At 52.7% G+C, this 22,941-nt stretch carries 22 protein-coding genes; 3 read left to right on the top strand and 19 right to left on the bottom strand.

The window, feature by feature from the left end:
• The 7 genes from Q0K17_RS04830 to Q0K17_RS04800 all read right to left on the bottom strand — a co-directional run.
• A partial coding sequence (locus Q0K17_RS04830; protein WP_294540521.1) for a helix-turn-helix transcriptional regulator occupies positions 1-206 on the bottom strand: 206 nt, incomplete at its 3' end.
• 146 nt (positions 207-352) lie between these two features.
• The gene (locus Q0K17_RS04825; RefSeq protein ID WP_294540519.1) at positions 353-1,750 is read right to left on the bottom strand and encodes an aminopeptidase; all 1,398 of its coding nucleotides are present in this window, start codon (positions 1,748-1,750) and stop codon (positions 353-355) included.
• Between the two features lie 64 nt (positions 1,751-1,814).
• Positions 1,815-2,423 carry a lytic transglycosylase domain-containing protein gene (locus tag Q0K17_RS04820; protein WP_294540517.1) on the bottom strand — a complete coding sequence of 203 codons (609 nt, stop codon included), beginning with the start codon at positions 2,421-2,423 and terminating at the stop codon, positions 1,815-1,817.
• Between the two features lie 24 nt (positions 2,424-2,447).
• Positions 2,448-3,047 (bottom strand): dephospho-CoA kinase, encoded by a 600-nt coding sequence (gene coaE, locus Q0K17_RS04815; RefSeq protein WP_294540515.1) that lies wholly within the window; start codon positions 3,045-3,047, stop codon positions 2,448-2,450.
• Complete coding sequence (locus tag Q0K17_RS04810; RefSeq protein ID WP_294540513.1) at positions 3,044-4,072, bottom strand: L-threonylcarbamoyladenylate synthase; 1,029 nt, start codon at positions 4,070-4,072, stop codon at positions 3,044-3,046. The genes coaE and Q0K17_RS04810 overlap by 4 nt, the downstream gene beginning before the upstream one ends.
• Positions 4,073-4,079: 7 nt before the next feature.
• Positions 4,080-5,171 (bottom strand): peptide chain release factor 1, encoded by a 1,092-nt coding sequence (prfA, locus tag Q0K17_RS04805; protein WP_294540511.1) that lies wholly within the window; start codon positions 5,169-5,171, stop codon positions 4,080-4,082.
• Between the two features lie 55 nt (positions 5,172-5,226).
• Positions 5,227-5,418, bottom strand: coding sequence for a DUF951 domain-containing protein (locus Q0K17_RS04800; RefSeq protein ID WP_294540525.1), 192 nt, complete (start codon positions 5,416-5,418; stop codon positions 5,227-5,229).
• 133 nt (positions 5,419-5,551) lie between these two features.
• On the opposite strand from Q0K17_RS04800, the gene Q0K17_RS04795 reads away from it, so the two are divergent.
• Together Q0K17_RS04795 and Q0K17_RS04790 are read left to right on the top strand one after the other, a co-directional pair.
• Positions 5,552-6,457, top strand: coding sequence for a S1 RNA-binding domain-containing protein (locus Q0K17_RS04795; protein WP_294540510.1), 906 nt, complete (start codon positions 5,552-5,554; stop codon positions 6,455-6,457).
• A gap of 88 nt (positions 6,458-6,545) precedes the next feature.
• Positions 6,546-7,121, top strand: a complete 576-nt coding sequence (locus tag Q0K17_RS04790) for a DUF4364 family protein (protein ID WP_294540508.1) — start codon at positions 6,546-6,548, stop codon at positions 7,119-7,121.
• Positions 7,122-7,201: 80 nt separating this feature from the next.
• On the opposite strand, the gene Q0K17_RS04785 is transcribed toward Q0K17_RS04790, so the two are convergent.
• The 5 genes from Q0K17_RS04785 to Q0K17_RS04765 all read right to left on the bottom strand — a co-directional run bounded on the left by Q0K17_RS04785 (position 7,202) and on the right by Q0K17_RS04765 (position 12,100).
• Positions 7,202-7,921 carry an ABC transporter ATP-binding protein gene (locus Q0K17_RS04785; protein WP_294540506.1) on the bottom strand — a complete coding sequence of 240 codons (720 nt, stop codon included), beginning with the start codon at positions 7,919-7,921 and terminating at the stop codon, positions 7,202-7,204.
• A 2-nt stretch (positions 7,922-7,923) separates the two neighbouring features.
• Positions 7,924-8,685, bottom strand: coding sequence for an ABC transporter ATP-binding protein (locus tag Q0K17_RS04780; RefSeq protein ID WP_294540504.1), 762 nt, complete (start codon positions 8,683-8,685; stop codon positions 7,924-7,926).
• Positions 8,685-9,761 carry a branched-chain amino acid ABC transporter permease gene (locus tag Q0K17_RS04775; protein ID WP_294540502.1) on the bottom strand — a complete coding sequence of 359 codons (1,077 nt, stop codon included), beginning with the start codon at positions 9,759-9,761 and terminating at the stop codon, positions 8,685-8,687. Before Q0K17_RS04775 ends, Q0K17_RS04780 begins: the two co-directional genes overlap by 1 nt.
• A 12-nt stretch (positions 9,762-9,773) precedes the next feature.
• Positions 9,774-10,667 (bottom strand): branched-chain amino acid ABC transporter permease, encoded by an 894-nt coding sequence (locus Q0K17_RS04770; RefSeq protein ID WP_294540523.1) that lies wholly within the window; start codon positions 10,665-10,667, stop codon positions 9,774-9,776.
• 224 nt (positions 10,668-10,891) lie between these two features.
• Positions 10,892-12,100, bottom strand: coding sequence for an ABC transporter substrate-binding protein (locus Q0K17_RS04765; RefSeq protein ID WP_294540500.1), 1,209 nt, complete (start codon positions 12,098-12,100; stop codon positions 10,892-10,894).
• A gap of 304 nt (positions 12,101-12,404) precedes the next feature.
• On the opposite strand from Q0K17_RS04765, the gene Q0K17_RS04760 reads away from it, so the two are divergent.
• A complete protein-coding gene (locus Q0K17_RS04760) occupies positions 12,405-12,986 on the top strand; it encodes a xanthine phosphoribosyltransferase (protein ID WP_294540498.1) in 582 nt (193 codons plus the stop codon).
• 791 nt (positions 12,987-13,777) lie between these two features.
• On the opposite strand, the gene tsf is transcribed toward Q0K17_RS04760, so the two are convergent.
• From tsf to murB, 7 genes are all read right to left on the bottom strand, one after another.
• Entirely contained in the window at positions 13,778-14,695 is a 918-nt protein-coding gene (gene tsf, locus Q0K17_RS04755; RefSeq protein WP_294540496.1) for a translation elongation factor Ts, read from the bottom strand.
• A 57-nt stretch (positions 14,696-14,752) separates the two neighbouring features.
• Positions 14,753-15,475 (bottom strand): 30S ribosomal protein S2, encoded by a 723-nt coding sequence (gene rpsB / locus Q0K17_RS04750; RefSeq protein ID WP_294540494.1) that lies wholly within the window; start codon positions 15,473-15,475, stop codon positions 14,753-14,755.
• Positions 15,476-15,787: 312 nt separating this feature from the next.
• Positions 15,788-16,762, bottom strand: coding sequence for a 6-phosphofructokinase (gene pfkA / locus Q0K17_RS04745; protein ID WP_294540492.1), 975 nt, complete (start codon positions 16,760-16,762; stop codon positions 15,788-15,790).
• 174 nt (positions 16,763-16,936) lie between these two features.
• Positions 16,937-20,476, bottom strand: coding sequence for a DNA polymerase III subunit alpha (locus Q0K17_RS04740; RefSeq protein WP_294540490.1), 3,540 nt, complete (start codon positions 20,474-20,476; stop codon positions 16,937-16,939).
• On the bottom strand, positions 20,469-21,407 hold the full coding sequence (gene whiA / locus Q0K17_RS04735; RefSeq protein WP_294540488.1) for a DNA-binding protein WhiA: 939 nt from the start codon (positions 21,405-21,407) through the stop codon (positions 20,469-20,471). Before whiA ends, Q0K17_RS04740 begins: the two co-directional genes overlap by 8 nt.
• Positions 21,408-21,431: 24 nt before the next feature.
• Positions 21,432-22,295 carry an RNase adapter RapZ gene (gene rapZ / locus Q0K17_RS04730; protein ID WP_294540486.1) on the bottom strand — a complete coding sequence of 288 codons (864 nt, stop codon included), beginning with the start codon at positions 22,293-22,295 and terminating at the stop codon, positions 21,432-21,434.
• 34 nt (positions 22,296-22,329) lie between these two features.
• On the bottom strand, positions 22,330-22,941 hold a 612-nt coding region (gene murB / locus Q0K17_RS04725; protein WP_294540484.1), incomplete at its 5' end, for a UDP-N-acetylmuramate dehydrogenase.

Genomic DNA, 22,941 nt, shown 5'->3' with positions numbered 1-22,941 from the left:
AAGAGCAACTCCGTTACGGTGACGCCCAGCTGCTCAGCGAGCGGAATCAGAAGCGCCGTGTCCGGAATGCTGGATCCGGTCTCCCACTTGCTGACCGCTTTGTCTGAAACGAACAATCTGCTGGCAAGCTCTTTCTGTGTATAGCCCTTTCCCTTTCGTAGTTCCGATACAAAGGCACCGAACTGTTTTTTATCAATCGCGTACATGACTGCACCCTCTTTCCTGCCCTCATCATACAGACAAAACAAGAAATATGCAACCGAACCATAGTAGAATGCCGTAAAGGCGATATTTTTTGAAAAAACGCCCCGGCCGCACAGTTGTGCAGGCCGGAGCGTTTTCATATTAGAACTTACTGGGCATCTTCACAGAAAGCCTTGAAGGTCAGATAAGCCATGTACACATCCGCTTTGGAGACGACCTCAAAGGGAGAGTGCATGGAAAGAACAGGCACGCCGATATCGATGGTGTCGATATCCTGGTTGGCGACATACTTGGCAACGGTTCCACCGCCGCCAAGATCGATCTTGCCCATTTCGCCGATCTGCCAGACAATATTGTTGCTGTCCATCAGACGGGTCAGATAGTTGACCAGCTCGGCGCTGGCATCACTGGTGGAAGATTTGCCGCGGGAACCGGTGTACTTGTAGATGGCAACACCGCGACCGGCGTAGGTGCCATTGTCGGGCTCAAAAGCATCCGCATAGCTGGGATCGTAAGCGGCGGTCACATCGGCAGAGAGGCACTTGGAAGCCTTGCAGGCGGTAATGTAGTCCACACCCTGGGTCTGGCACAGCTGCTGCAGGAAGTGGAAGGTATACATACTGTTCAGACCGGTGACACCGTCAGAACCCACCTCTTCCTTGTCGGTCAGAACGCAAACAGTGGTGTGGGCCGGAGCAGTGGTGGTGATTTCGGCCATCAGGGCGGGATAAGCATCCACGCGGTCATCATGGCCGTAGGCGCCGATCATGGAACGATCCAGGCCCACATCACGGGCGGTAAAAGCGGGGACAATCTCAATTTCGGCGCGGGTAAAGTCGTGCTCGGTGATGCCGTAGGTTTCATTGAGCATCCCAAGAACATTCAGCTTGACACGGTCCTCCACATCCTTGTCTTCGATGGGATCGGAGCCAAAAAGAATGTTCAGGTTCTCACCGGTGATGGCCTCAGGCAGCTTCTTTTCGTTCTGCTTGGCAGCCAGATGCGGCAGCAGATCGGTGATGCAGAAGACGGGATCGCTGGGGTTTTCACCGATGCAGATTTCCGCACAAGTGCCGTCGGCACGGTATACCACGCCGTGAATGGAGAGAGGAATGGTGGCCCACTGATACTTGCGCACACCGCCATAGTAGTGGGTACGCAGATACGCCAGCTTGTTTTTCTCGAACAAGGGGACGGGACGCAGATCCAGGCGCGGTGCATCCACATGGGCAATGTTCATGTGGAACCCTTCCGCCAGACTCTTCTGTCCAATCGTAGCAGCCAAGACACATTTTTTGCGGTTGATCACATAGACCTTGTCGCCGGGATTCAGCTGCTGACCGGGCACGAAGGGCTTATAGCCTGCAGCGCGCAGAAGATCTTCGCTGTAGGCAACGACTTCACGCTCGGTCTTGGCATCGTTCAGGAACTGTTTGTAACCTTCGCAGAACTCATGTGCTGCAGCCATCTGATCGGGCATGCAGTCAGCAACGGTCTCATTCTTGTAAAGGAGCTTTTCCAGTTCCTTCCCAGATTTCTTTCCCATAATATTTGGTACGTCCTTTCACAATAATTATCTATATTACGGTACCGAAAACGGTGCCGGCCTCTTATTGGGAGGTATAGATTTCTTGGTAGCGCTCGTAGCTGGTTGTGATCTTGTGTACATACTGGCGCATCTGCGGATACGGAAACTCATCCAATGTTTTTCCGTCGGAAGAATATTCGCTGTCCTTCAGCAGTTCGCTTACCGCAGTTACCCCATTGTGATAGGCAGCAGCAGCGGTGGACAAATCTTCAAACTTCAAAAGACAGTAGGCCACAAAATAACTGCCAAAGCGAATGTTGGTCTCCGGATCATACAAATCATCAAAGGTCAAGGCTTCTGTTGGAGCAATTTTGGATTTGATCCAATCAAAGGTCACTTCCGTGATCTGCATGAGCCCTCTGGCCCCCACATCGGATTCGGCGTTGGGATTGAAATTGCTTTCCGTCCGGATAAACGCATACAGCGTCAAAGGGTCAAGATCATATTTGTCAGCATAATATTCGACAAATTCCTGATACTTGCGCGGATAGCGCAGTTCGTCAATTTTGCTGTGCCAGACAGAAAAGATCAGGCTCCCCGCAATCAGCAGGATGGCCAGAAGCCATACCAATGGGACCAACAGGCGGGGACGGCGGCGCACAGCTTCGGTTCGTGGCTGTCTTTTCTTCATAAGCCTCCTTTCCGAAACGGAAGGTCATGCCTCTCGTTCCAGGCGATGTAAAAGGGACAAGGCTCTTTCTTCCAGACATTCAGGGGTACTGTTGTTTTCCAGCACGAAGTCTGCCGCTTCCCGTAACGTTTGTTCCGGCGTTTGGGCATCCAGACGTCGGCGGGCCATGGCGGGGGCTATCCCATCCCGCGCGCAAATGCGGGCAACACTCTGCTCATACGGCGCTGTGATAACCAGGAGCGCGTCGCAGCGCGCGGCAAAGGGGGTACCAACAATGACGGCACCATCCACAAAGGCAAGTCTGGCACCGGAAGACTCGGCTTCCTGCAAATGTACATTGATGCGGCGCAGAATTTCCGGATGGGTAATGGCCGTCAATCGGGCGGTTCCTTCCGGTGTGGCAAAAGCGCGGTCCGCCAGAAGACGGCGCCGCAAGACCCCTGACTCATCTACAATATCAGAACCAAACGCATTTTGCAACTGCTTTATGCAAGCAGAACCCGGTTCCAGGACTTCACGGGAGATAACGTCCGCATCAATGCAAGGATATCCTTCAGAAGCAAAAAGCCGTGTGACGCTGGATTTTCCGCAGCCGGAGCGGCCGGTGACACCAATGATCTTCATAATTCCTCCACGCGGAAAGCGGCCGCACGCAGCAACCGATTGTACACAGCCATGGAAACGCCGCTGCTCAGCGGGCAGCGGGCATAAACCACCTGAGCTCCGGCCTTGTCACATTCGCGCAAGGCCGTAAACAGGCGATGTGCCTGTGAAGCGCCGTCACCGTTGGTTCCGTATTCGATATAAGGAACCGGAAGGTCCTTTCCTTCACCGGTGAAGCACATGGCAAACACGCCTGGAGCGGCATGTGCTGTCAGGTAGGCCTTGTATTTTTCGAAGTCACCTTTCAGGATGGTTACCTGTGCCTTTGGAGCATAGTGCTTGTATTTCATTCCGGGAGAGCGGGCGGTCTCACCGGGGCGAAGCTTCTCCAGAATCGCATGGGAAACCAGAACCTCTTCTCCCAGGACCTGTTCCATCTGCTCCTTGGTCACATAGCCGGGACGCAGAAGCACAGGATGCTCCCCGCATACGGATACTACAGTAGACTCCACGCCCACGTCCGATTCGCCGCCGTCCAGAATCAAAGGCAAACGACCATCCATATCAGCCAGAGTATCTGCAGCATTGGTGGGGCTGGGGCGCCCGGACAGGTTGGCCGAAGGTGCAGCAAAAGCCACACCGGAAGCTTTTATAACAGCCTGTACCACGGGGTGGGAGGGCATGCGGATGCCTACCGTATCAAGTCCGGCACAGGTGACGTCCGAGACTTCCGGGCCCCGGGGCATGACCATGGTCAGCGGGCCGGGCCAGAACGCTTTGGCCAAGCGCAGTGCACGGTCCGGCACCTGCGCAACAAGACCATGAAGCATCTCCATGCCGCAGATGTGAACAATCAAAGGATTGTCCTGCGGACGGCCTTTGGCCAAAAAGATTTTTTTGACCGCTTCCCCATTGCGGGCGTCGGCTGCGATCCCGTAGACTGTCTCGGTGGGCAGAGCCAAAATTTCTCCGCGCCTCAGAAGATCTGCGGCCAGTTGGATGCTTTCTTCATTGACAGGCAAAACCTGTGTCTGCATAGTTTCCATCTTCCTTTTATGCGTCGGCTTGTTCGCCGGTATTCATTTGTTTGAGCTTTTCTTCTCTGTCCGCCAACAGCAATGGTTCCACAAGCAAATCCAGATTGCCATTGAGGATTTCATCCAGTTTATAAACAGTCAGACCAATCCGATGGTCGGTGATTCTGCCTTGGGGAAAATTATATGTGCGGATACGTTCACTGCGGTCGCCGCTGCCCACCTGGCTCTGGCGTTTGGCATTGTATTCCCGGTCATAGGCCTCCTGCTTTTGCTGCAATAGTCGGCTGCGAAGAACTTTGAGGGCTTGCTCTTTGTTTTCCCGCTGACTGCGTTGGTCCTGACATTCCACTACCATACCGGTAGGCAGGTGGGTCACACGGATGGCACTGGAAGTTTTGTTGATATGCTGCCCGCCTGCGCCGGAGGAGCGAAACGTATCAATGCGAAGCTCTTTCGGGTCCAGTTCAAGCTCCATTTCCTCCGCTTCCGGCATAACAGCCACAGTGGCGGCCGAAGTCTGGATGCGTCCCTGGGTTTCGGTCTGCGGTACCCGCTGTACCCGGTGTGCACCGCTTTCAAATTTCAGCCGACTGTATACACCGCTGCCCTCGATGGAAAAAACAATTTCCTTGATGCCGCCCAGGTCAGCTTCGCTGCACTGTACGGTTTCACAGGTCCAGCCGCGTTTGGCCGCATACATTGTATACATACGCCACAAATCCCGCGCAAACAGGGCTGCCTCTTCCCCTCCGGTTCCTGCACGGATTTCCATGATGATGCTTTTATCGTCGTCCGCATCTTTGGGCAATAATAGAAGCCGGAGTTTTTCATCCAGGGCCGACAGGCTTAGCCTGTTTTTGCGCAGTTCTTGCTGTACCATATCGGTGAAGAGAGGGTCAGCGGCTTCCTCCTGAAGCATCGCCTGCTCTTCTTCTATCTCCTGCTGAAGCGCGCACCGGGAGCGCCAGCTCTCAATCAAGGGGGTCAGTTCTTTGTAATCTTTTACCAGAGCGGCATAGGCATTCGGATCGGACATTCCTTCCGGAGAACTCAGGCGAAAGGAAAGTTCTTCATAACGCCGCTCAATTTCATGCATCTGTTCAAACATAAAACAAGGATTCCTTTACATCTACTTCAAAAAACGGATAAATAAAGAATCCTTGCTAGAGCTCTTCCCCGCTGCGGAAAATTTTTTTAATGTTTTTTTCAATTTTTACGCGGGGCAGCATGATCTCATGTCCGCATTTTTGGCAGCGGATCTTGAAATCCATGCCGACACGCAACACATCGAATCGATTCGCACCGCACGGGTGCGGCTTTTTTGTCTGGATCACATCTCCGACCCGTACATCCATATGCTCACCGTCCATTCAAAATCTTTGCTCTTATTATATACCATACGGGCACTTTTGCAAATATCCGCCCATTATGCCGCATACATTGGATTGACCGCACACACAGATCACACAACACAGAGAGGACAAACAAATGCTTGAATATCGTGCCGAAGGCCTTTGCCGTAATGCCAACCATCTCACTCAGGACGAACTGGAGCACTGCCGCCAGACAGGTGAAGTGCTGCAAAGCACCGCCCTTGCCTTTGATACCGCCCGACGGCTGCGTTTTGAAATCTGCGGGCGGCGGGCTGTTATGCCTTTTGAGGAATGTGTGGATGTGCAGCCTGGAGAGCCCATCAAGGACATTGCTGTCCTGACGCGGGTTGGAAGGCCCACCTGCTTTGTGATTACCGGGCAGACGCAGGAGGAGGGCGAGTGGGCCTATCTTCTCTCCCGGGCAGCGGCTCAGCGCGCCTGCCACAAAAATTATCTGGATCTGTTGGAAAATGGCAGCGTCATCCCCTGCACGGTTACGCATATTGAGAATTTCGGCGCTTTTTGTGATGTGGGCTGTGGAATTTCGGCCTTGCTGCCAATCGACTGCTTGTCGGTATCCCGCATTTCCAGTCCGGCAGACCGTGTACAGGTAGGTCAACAACTGTTGTGCGCTGTAAAAAGCCGGGATGCACAGGGCCGCATTGTGCTGACGCTCCGGGAATTGCTGGGAACGTGGAGCGAGAACGCCGCATGCTTTGCGGCAGGAGAAACCGTGGTCGGTATTGTGCGCAGCGTAGAAGAGTACGGCGTATTTATTGAAATTGCGCCCAACTTGGCAGGGCTGGCCGAACCGGACAAAACGCTTCGGGCCGGACAGGCGGTCAGCGTATACATCAAAAGTATCCTGCCCGACAAAATGAAGATCAAGCTGGTGGTGGTAAACAAGAATCTGACCCAAAACATGCGCTTTGAACCACATTACTTTGTTACAAGAGGAAGAATTCGCCGCTGGACCTACTCTACGCCCCAAAGCCGCAAACAGATTGAGACCGTTTTTTAAGACTGCAAATCCGGCGACGTGCTTGTCACGCCCGTATCCATGCGTTATAATAAATGACAGGAATACATGAACAGGAAGTGATTTACCGATGGCGGAAGCATTTACCGCAGGTGTGAAGCCGGGCGGCCTTACAGACAGCACCGAGATCCGGATTCTGCTGTGCTATCTTATCAAAACCGCCGGTCCTGTCACGAGGGAAACGCTGGAAGGTGCCCTTTTGCAGGAAGAGCTGGTCAATTACTTTGAGTTTGCCGGCGCTTTGGGAGAACTGGAACATCAGCAGCTGGTAACCATAAAGGACAGAGGCTACAAAATTACCGACAAAGGCGCGAAAGTAGCGGATACCCTTGCGGAAGATCTCCCGCGCAGCGTGCGGGAAAGTGCGATCCTGGCCGTGATCCGCCTGCAAAGCTGGGCACACCGGGCGGCACAAAATCACGCTGCGGTAGAACATGACGCCAATGGGTACAAAGTGGTCTGCATCATCCGGGATGAAGGGCAGCCGGAAAGTTTTCGTCTGGAACTGGCCATGCCGGATGCCCTGACGGCTGAGGAGGTCAAGAACCGCTTCATTGCCAGGGGAAGTCAGATTTACATGTCCTTTCTGGAGAAGCTCACACAGCCGCTTTCGGACAATGACCGACCGCCGGCTGCGGCCCGCTGACACTAGATTTGTATAAAAAAGCGCCTCCCGTTGCGGTCATATACGCGGCGGGAGGCGCTTTTTTTTATTGATGTGGACGATTATTGAGCGCCCAGATAGGCCTTGCGAACCTCAATGTTGTTGGCCAGCTCGGTGGCTTCCCCTTCCATTTTGATGGTACCCGTTTCCAGTACGTAAGCACGATTGGCAATTTCCAGCGCCATCTTGGCATTTTGCTCCACCAGAAGAACCGTTACGCCGTTTCGATTAACGTCCCGGATGATCTTGAAAATCTCCTTCACCAGCAGAGGAGACAAGCCCATGGAAGGCTCGTCCAGAAGCAGCATCTTGGGGCGGCACATCAGTGCACGGCCAATAGCCAGCATCTGCTGCTCACCACCGGAAAGGGTGCCTGCGGGCTGTGTACGCCGTTCCTTCAGACGAGGCAGCAAGTCATACACCATGTCGAAGTCGGACTGGATGGCATCCTTACCGTCGCGGCGGGTATAGGCGCCCATTTGCAGATTCTGCTGAACCGTCAGTCCGCTGAAGACCCGGCGTCCTTCCGGAACCTGAGCCAGACCCAAGCGGATGATTTTGTGTGCTTCCATTCTACTGATGGTCTGGCCGCAATAGACAATCTCGCCACTTTTGGGCTTGAGAAGACCGGAAATGGCGTGCATCGTGGTGGTTTTGCCAGCACCGTTGGCACCAATCAGAGTGACGATCTCCCCTTCGTCCACGTGGAAAGAGACATCACGGATGGCGTGAATGGAGCCATAGAAAACGTTGATGTTTTTAACAGCGAGCATTTCCCCCATCGTTAGTCACCTCCCAGATACGCCGCAATGACCTTAGGGTTGTTGCGGATGGATTTGCCGTCGCCGTGGGCAATCACGCGACCGTAGTCCAGCACGGTGATTTCTTCGCAGATGCCCATGACGAAGTTCATATCATGCTCGATCAGCAAAATGGCGATGCCAAACTGATCGCGTACGCTGCGGACGGTATTCATCAGCTCTGCCGTCTCGTTGGGGTTCATACCGGCAGCAGGCTCATCCAGCAGCAGCAGTTTGGGGTTGGTCGCCAAAGCGCGGGCGATTTCCAGCTTGCGCTGTTTGCCGTAAGGCAACTGAGAGGCCTTGAGAGACGCTTCCTTGTCCAGATCAAAAATCTTGAGCAGACGCAGAGCCTCTCGGTCCATCTCGTGTTCTTTCTCACGATAAGCAGGCAGACGCAGAATGCCGGTCCACATGCTGTACCGGATCTGATTATGAAGGGCAACTTTTACGTTATCCAGTACTGACATGTCATTGAACAGACGGATGTTCTGGAAGGTCCGGGCCACACCAGCCTTACTGATCAAGTCCGGACTTTTGCCGGTGATGTCTTTGCCATCCAGCACGATATTGCCTTCCGTGGGGGTATACACACCGGTGAGCATGTTGAATACGGTGGTTTTGCCGGCACCGTTGGGCCCGATCAGCCCATACAGGTGTCCTTTTTCGATTTTCAGGTCAAGCTGTGCAACCGCTTGCAGGCCGCCGAAGGCAATGCCCAGGTTGCTTACTTCCAGCAATGCCATCATTGCACCTCCTTAGCCTTGGGGCCGGGTTTCATACGGCTGCGGATGCCATCCAAGATGCGCTTGCGCCAAGCCACAACCTGCGGGCTCTGGCTGAAGATCATGACAACAATCAGGACGATGGCGTAGATCAGCATACGATAGTCGTTGACAGCACGCAGCAGTTCAGGCAGCACAGTCAGCAGAGCAGCGGCGATGACAGACCCACGGATATTCCCGATGCCGCCCAGAACCACAAACACAAGAATCAGGATGGAGGTATTGTAGTCGAACTTTTTGGCAACCAGAGAAGAATAGTTCAGAGAATAAAGGACCCCGGCGATACCAGCGAAAACAGCCGAAGTAATAAAGGCCATCAGTTTATATTTGGTGATGTTGATGCCCACGCTGCGAGCGGCAATCTCGTTGTCGCGAATGGATTCAATGGCGCGGCCGGCACGGGAATTGATCAGATTGAGGATTACCAGCAGAGTCAGGATTACCAATACAATCCCGATGGTAAAGGTAGAGGCTTTCTTGATGCCGGTAATACCCATGGCACCATTGATGATCATGGTACCGGTAGGATCCATATTCATGGAAGCCGCATCTTTGAAGGACAGATGGAGGCCGGTGGAATCATAACCAAGATAGCAGGCATTCATGACATTCTTGATGATTTCGCCGAAAGCCAAGGTCACGATTGCCAGATAGTCGCCGGACAGACGCAGAACAGGAACACCGACGATAAATCCGAACAGGCCGGCAACCACGCCGCCAACCACGAAGGAAAGCAGCAGACCGAGCCAATTTGGAACCTGACCATACAGTGTGGTCCAGACGATTGTTCCGGAGAAGGCGCCGACACTCATAAAGCCGGCATGTCCCAGACTCAGCTCACCCAGAATACCGACCGTGAGATTCAAAGAAACAGCCAGAATAACATAGGAACAAATGGGAACGAGCTGACCGGACAAAGAGCTGGTCAGCAATCCCAAGGCCGAAAGAATCTGAATAACAATATAAAACCCGATCACGATACCGAAGGTGACGAGGTTGCTTTTGGTTGATTTGCGCATATTCTTCAAGCGAAACATCCTCACCCCTCCTTACACCTTCACATTGACCTTTTTCCCCAGCAGGCCGGTAGGCTTGACGAGCAAAACCACGATCAGCACAAGGAACACAATGGCATCGGACAGCTGTGTAGAAATGTACGCCTTGCTCAGGTTTTCAATCACGCCCAGCAGAACACCGCCCAAGAAGGCACCAGGAATAGAACCGATACCGCCGAAAACAGCCGCCACAAAGGCTTTGATACCAGGCATGGCACCGGTAGTGGGCTGCAGTGTGGGATAAGACGAGCAGAGCAGCGCACCGGCAACGGCAGCCAGAGCCGAGCCGATAGCGAAGGTCAAAGAGATAGTGGCGTTTACGTTCACCCCCATCAGCTGGGCAGCTCCGCGGTCTTCACTCACGGCTTGCATGGCATGGCCGGCCGGTGTGTGATTGATGAAATAAAGCAGCGCAACCATGATAACGATACAGGCAAGAATGGTGACGATAGTTTCTGCCGAAATGGTCAGCTGACCATTAAAGAGCTGCAGCGGCTTAAAGATGGAGGAATTCGCCACGACGGACGGGAAACTTTTGGGGTTGGAAGTCCACAACAACTGTGCCACCTGCTGCAGCAAGTAACTGACGCCAATGGCCGTAATCAGAACGGCCAAAGACGGTGCTTCACGCAGAGGCCGGTATGCCACCCGTTCTACCAGAACGCCCAGCACGGTGCAGACAATCATCGAAAGGATGATGGCTACAGCCGGATTCCAGCCGAAGGAACCAAAGGTAAAGAAAACAACATAGCTGCCGATCATGATGACATCACCATGGGCAAAGTTCAGCATCTTAGCGATGCCGTACACCATTGTGTAGCCCAGTGCGATCAGAGCATACACACTGCCCAGGCTGATGCCGTTGATCAGGTAGGACAAAAATTGCATCCTGTAATACACCTCAAATCTTAAAACGATAGCCACCGCACCGCTATAGTGGGGGCACGACATCATTCTATCATAGACGTCGCTTGCAGACAATATTTTGTCCACATGAGCCTCTGGGCACGAAAACGAGCCCAAAAGACAAAGAGGGCTGCCGAATTTGAATTCGGACAGCCCCCTTTGGCAAAACATTCTCAGTTCTTCAAACCCAAGAACCGTAAATTCAATTATTCAGCGGTCTGGTAGGCGCCGTCGGTAACAACGTACACACGCGGAGGCTTGTTGACAGTGCCGTCAGCGGACCAGGTCTGACCCTCGCCAGTGGTGCCATTAAAGGTCATGGTGGTGAACTGGGCCTTCAGGGCATCACACATATCGCTGGCGCTCATATCACCGTTGATGCTGCCGTTCTGCACGCACTCATAGATAGCGTAAACGCAGTCATAGGCATCGGCCGCAAACTGGATGGGAGTTTCGTTGTAAGCAGCCTCGTAAGCGGAGACGAACTTCTGGGTGGTCTCATCGGTAGCAGTGGCGGAGAAGGGGCACAGGAGCATCAGGCCTTCAGCCAAAGAAGTGTCGAAGCCTTCAATGGTCAGGATGCCGTCCATGCCGTCGCAACCGAAGAAAGTGGGCTTGTAGCCAACCTTATCAGCGGCGATCAGGATCTGAGAAGCTTCATTGTAGTAGATGGGCAGGAAGACCAGATCGGCACCGGCTTCCTGGCACTTGGCAACCTGAGTGGACAGATCGCTCTTGTTGTCGCTGGTGAAGCTGACAGCAGTGACAACTTCCAGACCCTTGGCGGTAGCCTCTTCGGCAAAAGCATTATAGATGCCCATGGAATAAGCATCAGAAGAATCGTAGATCACGCCGATCTTGGTGCCCAAGCCCTTTTCGGCGATATAGTCAGCAGACACAATACCCTGGTTAGGGTCGGTGAAGCACATCTGGAAGACGTTGTCACCTGTCTCTACTACGTCCACGGCGGAAGCGGAAGGCGTCAGCATGAACATGTTGTCGTTCACGGTCTCGCCAGCCACAGAAAGGCTAGGAGTAGAGGTGACGGGTCCCAGCAGGGCCTGCATTCCCCAGTCTTTCAGGGTGTTGTAAGCGTTCATGGACTTCTCTGCATCGTGCTCGTCGTCCTCAAACTTGAATTCAAAAACGGTATGACCGGCAGCTGCATTGATCTCGTCAACAGCCAGCTGCTCGCCCTGCATAACGGCAATGCCGTAGCTGGCCGCAGAACCAGTGGTAGGTCCGATGCCACCCAGCTTGATAGGGGTAGTGCCATCGGTGGCGGAAGCCTCGGCGGTAGCGGCGGAATCACCGGTGGTAGCAGCAGAAGTACTTTCGCTGCTGCCGGTAGAGCCGCAGGCTGCCAGACTCAGCACCATAGCAGAAGCCAATGCTGCACTGATAAGCTTTTTCATAATTTTTCCCTCCTATATTCACAACGCCCACTGCAATCGCTTGCAGATTGGGCCGCACATGCCCGACGTTGTTATATAAAGGTATTATAGTCTCCCCTAATAGAATCTTCAATGTGTTAAATCGACATAGTTTGTTTACATATTTTTCATTTTCTTAGTCGCTTTTCACAAAGAAAAATTACAAAAGTTTAACATTTCGTCGACTTGCTAATGTGTTCCTCCTTTTTTCGTGTAAAAGGATTGCAAAATGTCCCGAGATTCGGCATAATAGTAGCAATAGAATGAAAGGGGTATAGAAAGTTCGATGAAATTATTGGAAGAGCGTATTATGAAAGATGGGCAGGTACGTCCCGGTAATGTGCTCAAGGTGGATTGCTTTCTGAATCATCAGCTGGATGTGGAGCTGCTGGACGAGATCGGTGCTGAATTCAAGCGCATTTTCGGTAATGACGGCGTCAATAAAATTCTGACCATCGAGGCTTCCGGCATTGCCATCGCTTGCATGACTGCGCGTCACTTTGATGTACCGGTGGTTTTTGCCAAAAAGGCCAAGAGCAAGAATATCGATGGCGATGTATTTACTTCCAGGGTGCAATCGTATACTTACGGAAAAGAATATGAAATCACCTTGGCCAAAAAATTCCTGAGCCCTGAGGATCGGGTTTTGATTCTGGACGACTTTCTGGCCAACGGCAAAGCCATGCGGGGCCTTTTGGATGTTTGCAAGCAGGCTGGTGCTACGGTTGCCGGCATTGGTGTGTGCATCGAAAAAGGATTTCAGAATGGTGGACAGGAACTGCGCAACGAGGGGTACAAGCTGGCCAGTCTGGCCATTGTGGACAAGATGACCGATGATGGCGGCATCGTTTTCCGGGCGCAGGACTAATTAGGAGATCAGCAAAAGCAGTGTTTGCCGTTATGGCAGACACTGCTTTTTTGTCAGTATTCTGAAAATAGAGAAGATTTCCCTATTCCGCCATGCTTTTCACTGAAAACAGAGAATAAGAGAAAGACAGATTTATATAGCTTTCTTGGCATGTAAATTTCTAAATGTTTATGATGTATTTCCCGCACACATCCTGCAAGATTCTGCAGGCGAGGTATCGGAGCATTTGAAGATATTTGAAGAACTTTGGTCCCCTCCCCTTTCTGACAAACAAAAAAAGAGTAGTGTGAGGAAAAACCTCTACACTACTCTTCTATATGCGTCTTATGACAAATTATTTTTGCTTCTGTGACAATTTAATTTGCCCCTGGACAAGCATTGTCAGGGGGCAAAATAATTTGTCAATCGAGCAAAAATAACTTGTCAATGGAACCTGAGAACAGGATTAGAGAAATTACTCGGGGTACCCATCCACTTTTTCGCGTTTTGCAATCGTAATAGGATGAAGGTAAAGAGTTTGAAGAGGTACCCGGCAGTCATTGACGCGCAAAATATTTTGCGATAATTCGCGGAAAATCGCCTGCATTTCTGATAATTTTCCTCGTTTTTCATCCAATTTGGAGGGGTTATGAGGAGAATCATCAGGAGAGCACTTGGAGGTCATCCGCTGCAAAAAGGGTAAAAAAATAACGGAGTAATGAGAGCAAAAACTCCACATTACTCCGTTATATTTCACTTCATTGACAAATTAAATTGCCTTTTTGGACAAGATAATTTGCCCCCGAACAGCATTAGCCCTTGATGGCGGCAGCAACTTCGGCAGCGAAGTCCTCGTTGCGCTTCTCCAGACCTTCGCCCTTGACGAAATGGGTGTACTCGACGATCTTGATATCGCCGCCCAGTTCCTTGGCGGTGGCAGCAACATACTTGTTGACGTCCATGTTGCCGTCCTTGATGAAAGCCTGATCAACCAGACAGTTCTCCTTGTAGAACTTGCCCAGCTTGCCGATGGCCATCTTTTCCTTGATAGCATCGGGCTTGTTGGCGGTCTTGGGATCGTTGGCCATCTGGGCCAGAATGATCTCCTTTTCCTTGTCGATGACAGAAGCCGGCACAGCAGCCTCATTCAGGTAGCTGGGGTTGGCAGCCGCGACCTGCATGGCAATGTCCTTGCCGAAAGCCGCAAAGCCTTCCTTGGCAGCAACTTCATCAGAGGTGTCGAACTTCACAATGACACCGTGCGTGCCACCGCCATGGACATAAGCGGCGCAATGACCCTCATAGCGGGCAAAGCGGCGAACCTTGATGTTCTCCTTGATGACCAGAATCAGAGCCTTCAGAGCATCATCAACAGTGCCTTCGCCCATCTTGCAGCCCATCAGAGCATCCACGTCAGCCGGGTTGAACTCGGCGATGACATTGGCCAGATTCTTGGTGAACTCGACAAACTTTTCGTTCTTGGCGACGAAGTCGGTCTCGGCATTCACTTCGACGACAACGGCGCAGTTGGGATAAGAAACGGCATAAACCATGCCCTCGGCGGCAATGCGGCCGGCCTTCTTGGTGGCAGTGGCCAGACCCTGCTCACGCAGGATCTCGATAGCCTTGGCGAAGTCGCCATCAGCCTGGGTCAAAGCCTTCTTGCACTCCATCATGCCGCAGTCGGTCTGCTTGCGCAGTTCCATAACGTCCTTAGCAGAAATAGCCATAACGTATCGTCCTTTCTTTGAAAAAAGTCAGCGTTGAATCGGATCCACTGCTTCAGATCAAGCCTCGGCAGCTTCAGCAGCGGCAGGAGCATCCTGCACGCCCTGCTTGCCTTCCAGAGCGGCGTCGGCCATGGCGGCAGAGATCAGCTTGACAGCGCGGATAGCGTCGTCGTTGCCGGGAATGACGTAATCGATCTCATCAGGATCGCAGTTGGTATCGACAATGGCCACGATGGGGATGTGCAGTTTGCGGGCCTCGGCAACAGCAATGCGCTCCTTGTGGGGGTCAACGATGAACAGGGCCTTCGGCAGGCTCTTCATGTCCTTGACACCGCCCAGGTACTTGTCCAGCTTTTCCATCTCCAGTTCCAGCTTGACAACTTCCTTCTTGGGCAGCAGATCAAAAGTGCCATCTTCCTGCATGGCCTTCAGCTGCTCCATGCGATCGATGCGCTTGCGGATGGTGCGGAAGTTGGTCAGCATGCCGCCCAGCCAACGAGCGTTGACAAAGTGCATGCCGCAGCGGGTGGCCTCATCACGGATGGACTCCTGGGCCTGCTTCTTGGTGCCGACAAACAGGATCTCGCCGCCGTTAGCCGCGGTGTCGCGCACGAAGTTGTAAGCCTCGTCCAGCTTCTTCACGGTCTTCTGCAGGTCGATGATGTAGATGCCGTTGCGCTCGGTGAAGATGTACTTCGCCATCTTGGGGTTCCAGCGACGGGTCTGGTGACCGAAGTGGACACCGGCTTCGAGAAGCTGCTTCATAGAAACGACTGCCATAGTAATTTTCCTCCAAAAATTTAGTTTTACCCTCCGCATCGCGTGATTGTTTCCTAACCTTTCCAGTTCCAGTATGGACCGTTCAGGCACAAAAAAACAACGCAATGCGTGTGTATTGCCGAAACATAATACCACAATGTCAAGTGAATTGCAAGAGATTTTTAGAAAAAAGTGCCCTGATTCAAAGAAAGGTTCCCGCTGCATAGGACACTTTTATAATAATTATAGGTGCGGTGGCTTATATTCTTTTTCCGCACATAAAAGCACGAAGCCGAACAGGTGCCGGCTTCGTGCATAAGAATTTGCTGAAAATCAAATGGAGATGGAGTTTGCAACTTCAATCTCGCTGGGGTCGATGGTCTTGTGCATGGAAAGAGCCACGTTGACATCGTAATCCACAATTTTGCCTCCGGATACGGCAACTACACGGTTATAAATGCCCTTATCCAGCAGATCGATTGCGTGGTAGCCCATCAGGGAAGCGTTCACACGATCACGGACCGTAGGCGAACCGCCGCGCTGAATATGGCCCAGAACCGTAGCACGGGAATCGACACCCGTCGCTGCCTGGATCTGGTTGGCCAGTTCCTGAGCACCGATGACACCCTCAGACACGATAATGATGAAGTGCTTCTTGCCAGTAAACTGTGTCTGACGCATACGCTGCAGAATGTCGCGCTCAAAATCAAAAGGACGTTCCGGCAGCAGGACGGCCAAGGCACCGGTGGCGATGCCCACGTTCAAAGCAATGTAACCGGCATGATGGCCCATAACCTCGACCACACTGCAGCGGTCATGACTTTGGGTGGTGTCGCGCAGCTTATCGATAGCTTCCACGGCCGTATTCATAGCTGTGTCATAGCCGATGGTATATTCGCTGCAGGCAATATCATTATCGATAGTGCCAGGAATGCCGACACAGGGAATTCCCTGGTTGGCCAGTGCGCGGGCACCCATGAAAGAGCCGTCGCCGCCGATGACGACAAGCGCGTCGATGCCCAGTTCCTTGCAGCGGGCCAGACCTTTGGCCTGACCTTCCTTGGTCTTGAACTCAAGGCAACGGGCTGTGTACAGGATGGTGCCGCCGCGATGAATGATCTCGGACACGCTGCGGACGTTCATCTCATAGCACTCGCCGTTGATCAGTCCATTGTAGCCGCGCTGAATGCCCATCATGCGGTAACCCCGAGTGATGCCGGTGCGAACAATGGCACGCACAGCAGCGTTCATCCCGGGGGCATCGCCGCCGCTGGTCAAGACACCGATGGTTTTAATCTCCTTAGCCATAGATTTCCCTCCCGTTAAATCAAAGGCTTGGCGTTTTTACTCCGTTTGCGGATATTCCGCCAATTGGGGCACGGCCCTTCCCGACCGTGTGTTAAAGGTGTAACAATCCCCATAAAGTATTATACCATATGTATGCCCCGCCAATTATGGATAAATCTTGCAAAAGATATGGATTTATTTTGCTCTTTGCTCTTTGACATGCTCCGGACCCAGAATTCGTTCCAGCTCTTTGCGAAGAATCGGCAAATCATTGGCCCACAGACTTTGCGGAGCCCGCATGCGTTGGCCGGAATCCTCAAACTTGAAATAAACCGGCGTGGGACCGTCGAATATGTTCCGCAAAAGATTTTCTATCTTGGCCATTTCCGGGCTTTGTCTGGACGGAACCAGAAGCCACAGACCAATCACTCGGTTGGATGCACCGCCGGAGGTGGCAGTATGGGCTTCAGGCCGTCCCGCGGGAGTTGCGAATCCCCTGGCAGGGTCATAGTCATCCACCGGAGCAATCTGCTCGGCTACCAGACGGGTCCCCTCATCTTCCTTATAGGAAACACGGCCGGATACTACAATAACCGCGTTTTCCTGCAGATATGCCCGGTAGGAAGAGAAAACCCTCGGAAACACCAGAAGCTCCATAGTGCCAGTCAGGTCTTCCACAGTGGTAAAGGCCATCAGCGTATTGGATTTTGTAGTCATCACCTTGTTCCTGACTACCGTGCAGAGCAGGGTCACCGCTTTGTTGTCAAAATCTTTGGCGTCTTCCCCGCTCAGCTGCGAGATCATACAGGTAGATACTTTTTGTATCTTCTCCCGGTAAGCGTCCAGCGGATGACCGGACAGATACAGACCGGATACTTCCTTTTCCATTTTCAGCAACTCGGAAGTAGGATACTCAGGCAGATTGGGAACTTTGTAATCTTCTGCGGCAGCATCAGCACCGTTTCCTGCCAGAGCACTGAACAAATCCAGCTGTCCTTCCAGATTCTGACGGGCATCAGTCTCGACGCTTTTCAGAATACCTTCCACACTCTGCATCATTCCGTGGCGGCTGGGTTCCAGCGCATCGAAAGCACCAGCACGGATCAGATTTTCCAAAGCGCGGCGGTTCAGTTCCGCGCCGCGCATCCGCTTGCAGAAATCGTACAGACTGCGAAATGGCCGGTCACGGCGTTCCCGGATAACCCCTTCAATCAGATTCCGCCCCACACTCTTGACGGCGTTGAGCCCAAACCGGATACTGTTGCCGTCAGCGGTAAAGCCGCCGCGGGAAACATTGATATCAGGCGGCAGCACCTTGATCCCCAGACGCTGACATTCGGTGGAGTATTCGATCACTTTGGAGGTATTGTCCAGTACGCTGGTCAGAAGTGCAGCCATGAATTCCTGGGGATAGTGACATTTCAGATAGGCCGTCTGGAATGCAACGTATGCGTAGCAGGCAGCGTGAGATTTGTTGAACGCATAGGAAGCAAAACTGCTCATGTCATCATAGATGGCATTGGCCGCATCTTCCGAAATTCCATTATGGATACAACCGGGACATTCTTTGCCGGGATCCGTACACCCGTACACAAAGTGTGCGCGTTCCGCCTCCATGACCTTGTGCTTTTTCTTACTCATGGCGCGGCGGACGTTATCGGCCTGACCGAAGCTGAAACCAGCCAGTTCACGGCAGATCTGCATAACCTGTTCCTGGTACACAATGCAGCCGTTGGTAACATCCAGAATATGGGCCAGCTGTGGTGTGCGGTAGCTGATTTTGTCCGGTTCCCGGCGATTGCGCAGATAGGTTGGAATGGAGTCCATGGGGCCGGGGCGGTACAGGGAGATCAAGGCGATGATGTCTTCCAAATCTTTCGGCTTCAAGCCCGTCAGCACCTGTTTCATGCCGGTGGATTCCAACTGGAACACGCCTTCTGTTTCGCCATTGGTCAGCATTGAGTAAGTGGCCTGATCATCATAGTCTATGGACTCATGGGTAAAGGAAGGATCACGGCGCTGTACGGCAACTTCGGTATCGTGAATGACCGTCAGAGTACGCAAGCCCAGAAAGTCCATCTTCAGAAGACCAAGACGCTCGATTTCGGTCATGTTGAACTGGGTGACAGGCAGACCGTCATTGGTGGAAAGCGGCACGTATTCGGTGGCTGCTTCCCGGGTGATGACTACGCCAGCCGCATGGGTAGAGGCATGACGGGGCATTCCTTCGACTTTCAGGGAAGTGTCAATGAGCTCGTGCACCTGCGGATCGGCCTCGTACAGATTTTTCAGGTCCGGTGAGACTTCCAGCGCATGCTGCAGGGTCATTTTGAGTTCCATGGGAATCAATTTGGCCACCCGGTCCACATCCTGGTAGGACATGCCCATAACGCGGCCGACATCCCGTACGGCGGCCCGAGCGGCCATGGTACCGAAAGTTACGATCTGTGCTACATGATCCCGTCCATATTTTTCATTGACATAATCGATGACTTCCTGTCGCCGTTCGTAGCAGAAGTCCACGTCAAAGTCCGGCATGGAAACGCGCTCCGGATTCAGGAACCGTTCGAAAATCAGATTATACCGAATAGGATCAATGTCGGTGATTCCAACGCAGTAAGCGGCCAGACTGCCGGCACCGGACCCGCGTCCCGGACCGACCGGTATACCACGGTTTTTGGCGTAGTTGATAAAATCAAAAACGATCAGATAATAGTTGGTATACCCCATCTTGGAGATTACGCCAATCTCATATTGCAGGCGATCCCGCAATTCCTGGGTCACGCGGCCGGGGTAACGGCGTTCCAGACCATCCCAGCACAGCTTTTCAAAATAGGCCTGGTTTTCCATTCCATCAGGTGCCTTGAAATACGGCAGCTTTGTCTCACCGTAATGAAAATCAAAATGGCACTGCTCTGCGATACGGTTGGTGTTTTCGCAGGCTTCCGGCACCATGGAAAACAAGTCATACATTTCGTCGGTGCTCTTGACATAGAATTCATCCGTCTGGAATTCCATGCGGTCAGCATCGGCGATGGTCTTGCCGGTCTGGATGCACAGCAGGATGCTCTGCATCTTGGAATCTTCCCGGGTCAGATAATGGGCATCATTGGTGGCAACCAGAGGAATGCCGGTTTCCCGGGACAAGCGGATCAGCTGAGGGAGTACAACATTATCCTCCTCCAACCCGTGGTCCTGCAGTTCAATGTAGTAGTTGCCTTCACCAAACAGATTCTGATAATACAAAGCTACCTGCTTGGCACGTTCATAGTCTCCGGCCAGAATTGCCTGAGGAACTTCACCGGCCAGACAGGCTGAAAGGCAGATCAGACCTTCATGATGCTGTTCAAGCAGCTCCTTATCCACGCGGGGCTTGGAGTAAAATCCTTCCAGGAATCCGGCACTGACCATCTTGATCAGGTTTTTATATCCGGTCTCATCCTTGCACAGCAGCACCAGATGATTATTGCCATCAATGCGGTTTACCTTGTCAAAACGGGTGCGGGTGGCCACGTACACTTCGCAGCCGATAATCGGGCGGATCCCCGCCGCTACAGCTGCATCATAAAACTGGACGCAGCCATACATAACGCCGTGGTCGGTTATGGCCACGGCGGTCTGGCCCAGCTCCTTGATGCGGTCGAAAAGTTTGTCAATTCGGCACGCGCCATCCAGCAGGCTGTATTCTGTATGCAGGTGCAGGTGCGTGAACTGTCGTTTTGCTTGATCAGGCATGTTGGTCCTTTCCCTTGGTTTCAGAAGAAGCGCTCAGACGTTGTGCTGCCTGTTGAATCCGCTTGAATCGGTGAGACAGTCCGGCCTTGCTGACGGGAGGATTGAACTTTTCAGCCAGTCTTGCCAGAGGCAGGTCCGGATATTGCATTCTCATTTTGGCGGTAGTCAAAAGCGGCTCCGGTAAAGTTTCCAGCGCGCCGGCCGCTTCCAGAGCACGGATGGCCATCTGTACCTGAACCGCGGCCTGTACGCTTTTGCCCAGATTGGCAGTTTCGCAATTGGAAAGCCGATTGGTTTTATTGCGCATTTCATTGTACATGCGCTGTTCCATGATCCGCATGGCGGCATTGCCGGCCCCCATAAAGGTCAGCAGATCTTCGATGTGATCTCCGGCCTTGATATAAACAGTGTTTGCTCCTTTGCGCAGCGCGCGGTGCGGATGAAATTCGTGCTCGGCCAGAATCGCTTCCAGCTGCTGAGAGAGTTGGTAACGTGTGGAGAGAAACTCGATATTATAGCCTTTTTCCGGATCGGTAGCCGTACCGCAACACAAAAAAGCCGCTGCCACAAAATGGGATACACATTGCTGACACTTGAAGCAGCCGGGTTTGATCCGCAAAGCCGTTTCTCGTCCTGTGTGGCCAAAAAGTTCCAGCATTTTTCGGATTTCTTCCGAATCTTTAACACTGAACTCATAAACAACCGAACCAGCCGCACGCTCTTTGCGCAGAATCTGGCCGGTGATGCCGCAGCGCGCATACATTTTCTGCGCAAAAGCGGCGACCCCTTCTGTTTCGGTTTGCAGGACAATACCGCGGTCATCAAAATATTTGCCAAAGCAGGCAATCGCATAAGCCGCAGCAGTACAGCAGCACGGCCGGCTGACCTTGCGGCGCAGAATTTCTGCTTTGACATCCTGAGAAAAGCTCATTGCGCAGATGCCTCTTTCTGATTTTTACATAGTGCGTTTTGCATCTCGGTGCAAAACCGTGGGCGTATATCCCAGCTTGCCACAGAATTCTGCCAGTTTGCGCGCAAAAGTAATGGAACGATGCTTGCCGCCGGTGCAGCCAACAGCCACCACCAGCTGACTCTTTCCTTCCTTGACATACAGCGGCAAAGAATACTCCAGCATGCTTTCATACCGGCGCAGCAGTTCCTGAGATTCGGGGGCGGCCATGACATAGTCCACTACGGGCTGATCGAGACCGGTCAGTTCTTTCAGTTCCGGGACGTAAAACGGATTGGGCAGACACCGTACATCCAGTACGATATCCGCTTCCTGCGGCAGACCGTATTTGAAGCCAAAAGACATGATGTTCAGAGACATGGCGCACTGGCCCCGATCCAGGAACAAACCGCAGATTCGTTCCTTGGTCTGGGCGGTCGAGAGCTGTGTGGTATCGATAACATACCGGGCACGCTCCCGCAGGGGCTGCAAAATGGAGCGTTCCCGCCGTATAGCTTCGTCGATAGGCAAGCTTCCGTTCAGGGTCATGGGATGTACCCGGCGCGTTTCTTTGTAACGGCGCCGAATGACCGAATCTGCCGCGTCCAGAAACAGAATATCATACTCCATCTGTTTGTCATCCAAAGCGGCCAAAGCCGTTTTGACTTCTTCCACAGAACGCAGACCGCGGATATCCATCACGACTGCCACGCGATTCAGTTGATTTTCGCCTTGCAGAGCGAAATCCACAATACGAGGCAGCAAACCGGCCGGAATGTTATCGATGCAAAAAAAGCCGATATCCTCCAGCGCATTGGCGGCCATAGACTTGCCTGCGCCGGAAAGTCCTGTCACGACCAAAAAATTCATGCTGCTCCTCACTTCCCTGCTCTACTGATGATTTTCAGCGAACGACTCTGATTTCCCGTTCCAATACGTGGCCCGTTTTTTCCTGTACAATGGCACGGACTCTGTCTGTCAGTTCCACCACATCGGCACAAGTAGCGCCCCCCAGATTGACAACAAAGCCGCAATGTTTCTGGCTGACTGCGGCTCCGCCCACCGAAAAACCGCGCAGACCGCATTGTTCAATCAATTGTCCGGCAAAGCATCCGGCAGGACGCTTGAAGGTACTGCCGGCCGAAGGTAAATCCAATGGCTGCTTTTCCCTACGCCGGGACATATAATCCTGCATCTTTGCGTTTATTTCCTCGTGTATACCGGGCTGAAGGACCAATTCCGCCTCGAGGATGCACCAGGGCTGCTTTTCAAAGATACTGGTGCGGTAACCAAGGGCCAGCTGGTTTGCTGGCAGTGTCCTCAATTTCAGATTTTCATCCAGAAACGTAACGCGGTCGAGCACGTCCTTCATTTCCCCGCCATACGCGCCTGCGTTCATATAAACGGCGCCGCCTACCGTACCGGGGATCCCGAACGCAAATTCCAGGCCGGTCAGGTCCAGATCCAGAGCACGGTTGCAGACTGAAACCAGCAGTGAACCGGCACTGGCGGTCAG

It is taken from the genome of uncultured Gemmiger sp., from assembly GCA_944388105.1.
Classification (GTDB): Bacteria; Bacillota; Clostridia; order Oscillospirales; family Ruminococcaceae; genus Gemmiger.
This window is presented reverse-complemented; position numbering and strand designations above follow the sequence as displayed.

Coding starts and splice junctions, on each gene's coding strand:
- Q0K17_RS04825 (WP_294540519.1), bottom strand. CDS start 1,750: ATGGGAAAGAAATCTGGGAAGGAACTGGAAAAGCTCCTTTACAAGAAT.
- Q0K17_RS04820 (WP_294540517.1), bottom strand. CDS start 2,423: ATGAAGAAAAGACAGCCACGAACCGAAGCTGTGCGCCGCCGTCCCCGC.
- coaE (WP_294540515.1), bottom strand. CDS start 3,047: ATGAAGATCATTGGTGTCACCGGCCGCTCCGGCTGCGGAAAATCCAGC.
- Q0K17_RS04810 (WP_294540513.1), bottom strand. CDS start 4,072: ATGGAAACTATGCAGACACAGGTTTTGCCTGTCAATGAAGAAAGCATC.
- prfA (WP_294540511.1), bottom strand. CDS start 5,171: ATGTTTGAACAGATGCATGAAATTGAGCGGCGTTATGAAGAACTTTCC.
- Q0K17_RS04800 (WP_294540525.1), bottom strand. CDS start 5,418: ATGGATGTACGGGTCGGAGATGTGATCCAGACAAAAAAGCCGCACCCG.
- Q0K17_RS04795 (WP_294540510.1), top strand. CDS start 5,552: ATGCTTGAATATCGTGCCGAAGGCCTTTGCCGTAATGCCAACCATCTC.
- Q0K17_RS04790 (WP_294540508.1), top strand. CDS start 6,546: ATGGCGGAAGCATTTACCGCAGGTGTGAAGCCGGGCGGCCTTACAGAC.
- Q0K17_RS04785 (WP_294540506.1), bottom strand. CDS start 7,921: ATGGGGGAAATGCTCGCTGTTAAAAACATCAACGTTTTCTATGGCTCC.
- Q0K17_RS04780 (WP_294540504.1), bottom strand. CDS start 8,685: ATGGCATTGCTGGAAGTAAGCAACCTGGGCATTGCCTTCGGCGGCCTG.
- Q0K17_RS04775 (WP_294540502.1), bottom strand. CDS start 9,761: ATGTTTCGCTTGAAGAATATGCGCAAATCAACCAAAAGCAACCTCGTC.
- Q0K17_RS04770 (WP_294540523.1), bottom strand. CDS start 10,667: ATGCAATTTTTGTCCTACCTGATCAACGGCATCAGCCTGGGCAGTGTG.
- Q0K17_RS04765 (WP_294540500.1), bottom strand. CDS start 12,100: ATGAAAAAGCTTATCAGTGCAGCATTGGCTTCTGCTATGGTGCTGAGT.
- Q0K17_RS04760 (WP_294540498.1), top strand. CDS start 12,405: ATGAAATTATTGGAAGAGCGTATTATGAAAGATGGGCAGGTACGTCCC.
- tsf (WP_294540496.1), bottom strand. CDS start 14,695: ATGGCTATTTCTGCTAAGGACGTTATGGAACTGCGCAAGCAGACCGAC.
- rpsB (WP_294540494.1), bottom strand. CDS start 15,475: ATGGCAGTCGTTTCTATGAAGCAGCTTCTCGAAGCCGGTGTCCACTTC.
- pfkA (WP_294540492.1), bottom strand. CDS start 16,762: ATGGCTAAGGAGATTAAAACCATCGGTGTCTTGACCAGCGGCGGCGAT.
- Q0K17_RS04740 (WP_294540490.1), bottom strand. CDS start 20,476: ATGCCTGATCAAGCAAAACGACAGTTCACGCACCTGCACCTGCATACA.
- whiA (WP_294540488.1), bottom strand. CDS start 21,407: ATGAGCTTTTCTCAGGATGTCAAAGCAGAAATTCTGCGCCGCAAGGTC.
- rapZ (WP_294540486.1), bottom strand. CDS start 22,295: ATGAATTTTTTGGTCGTGACAGGACTTTCCGGCGCAGGCAAGTCTATG.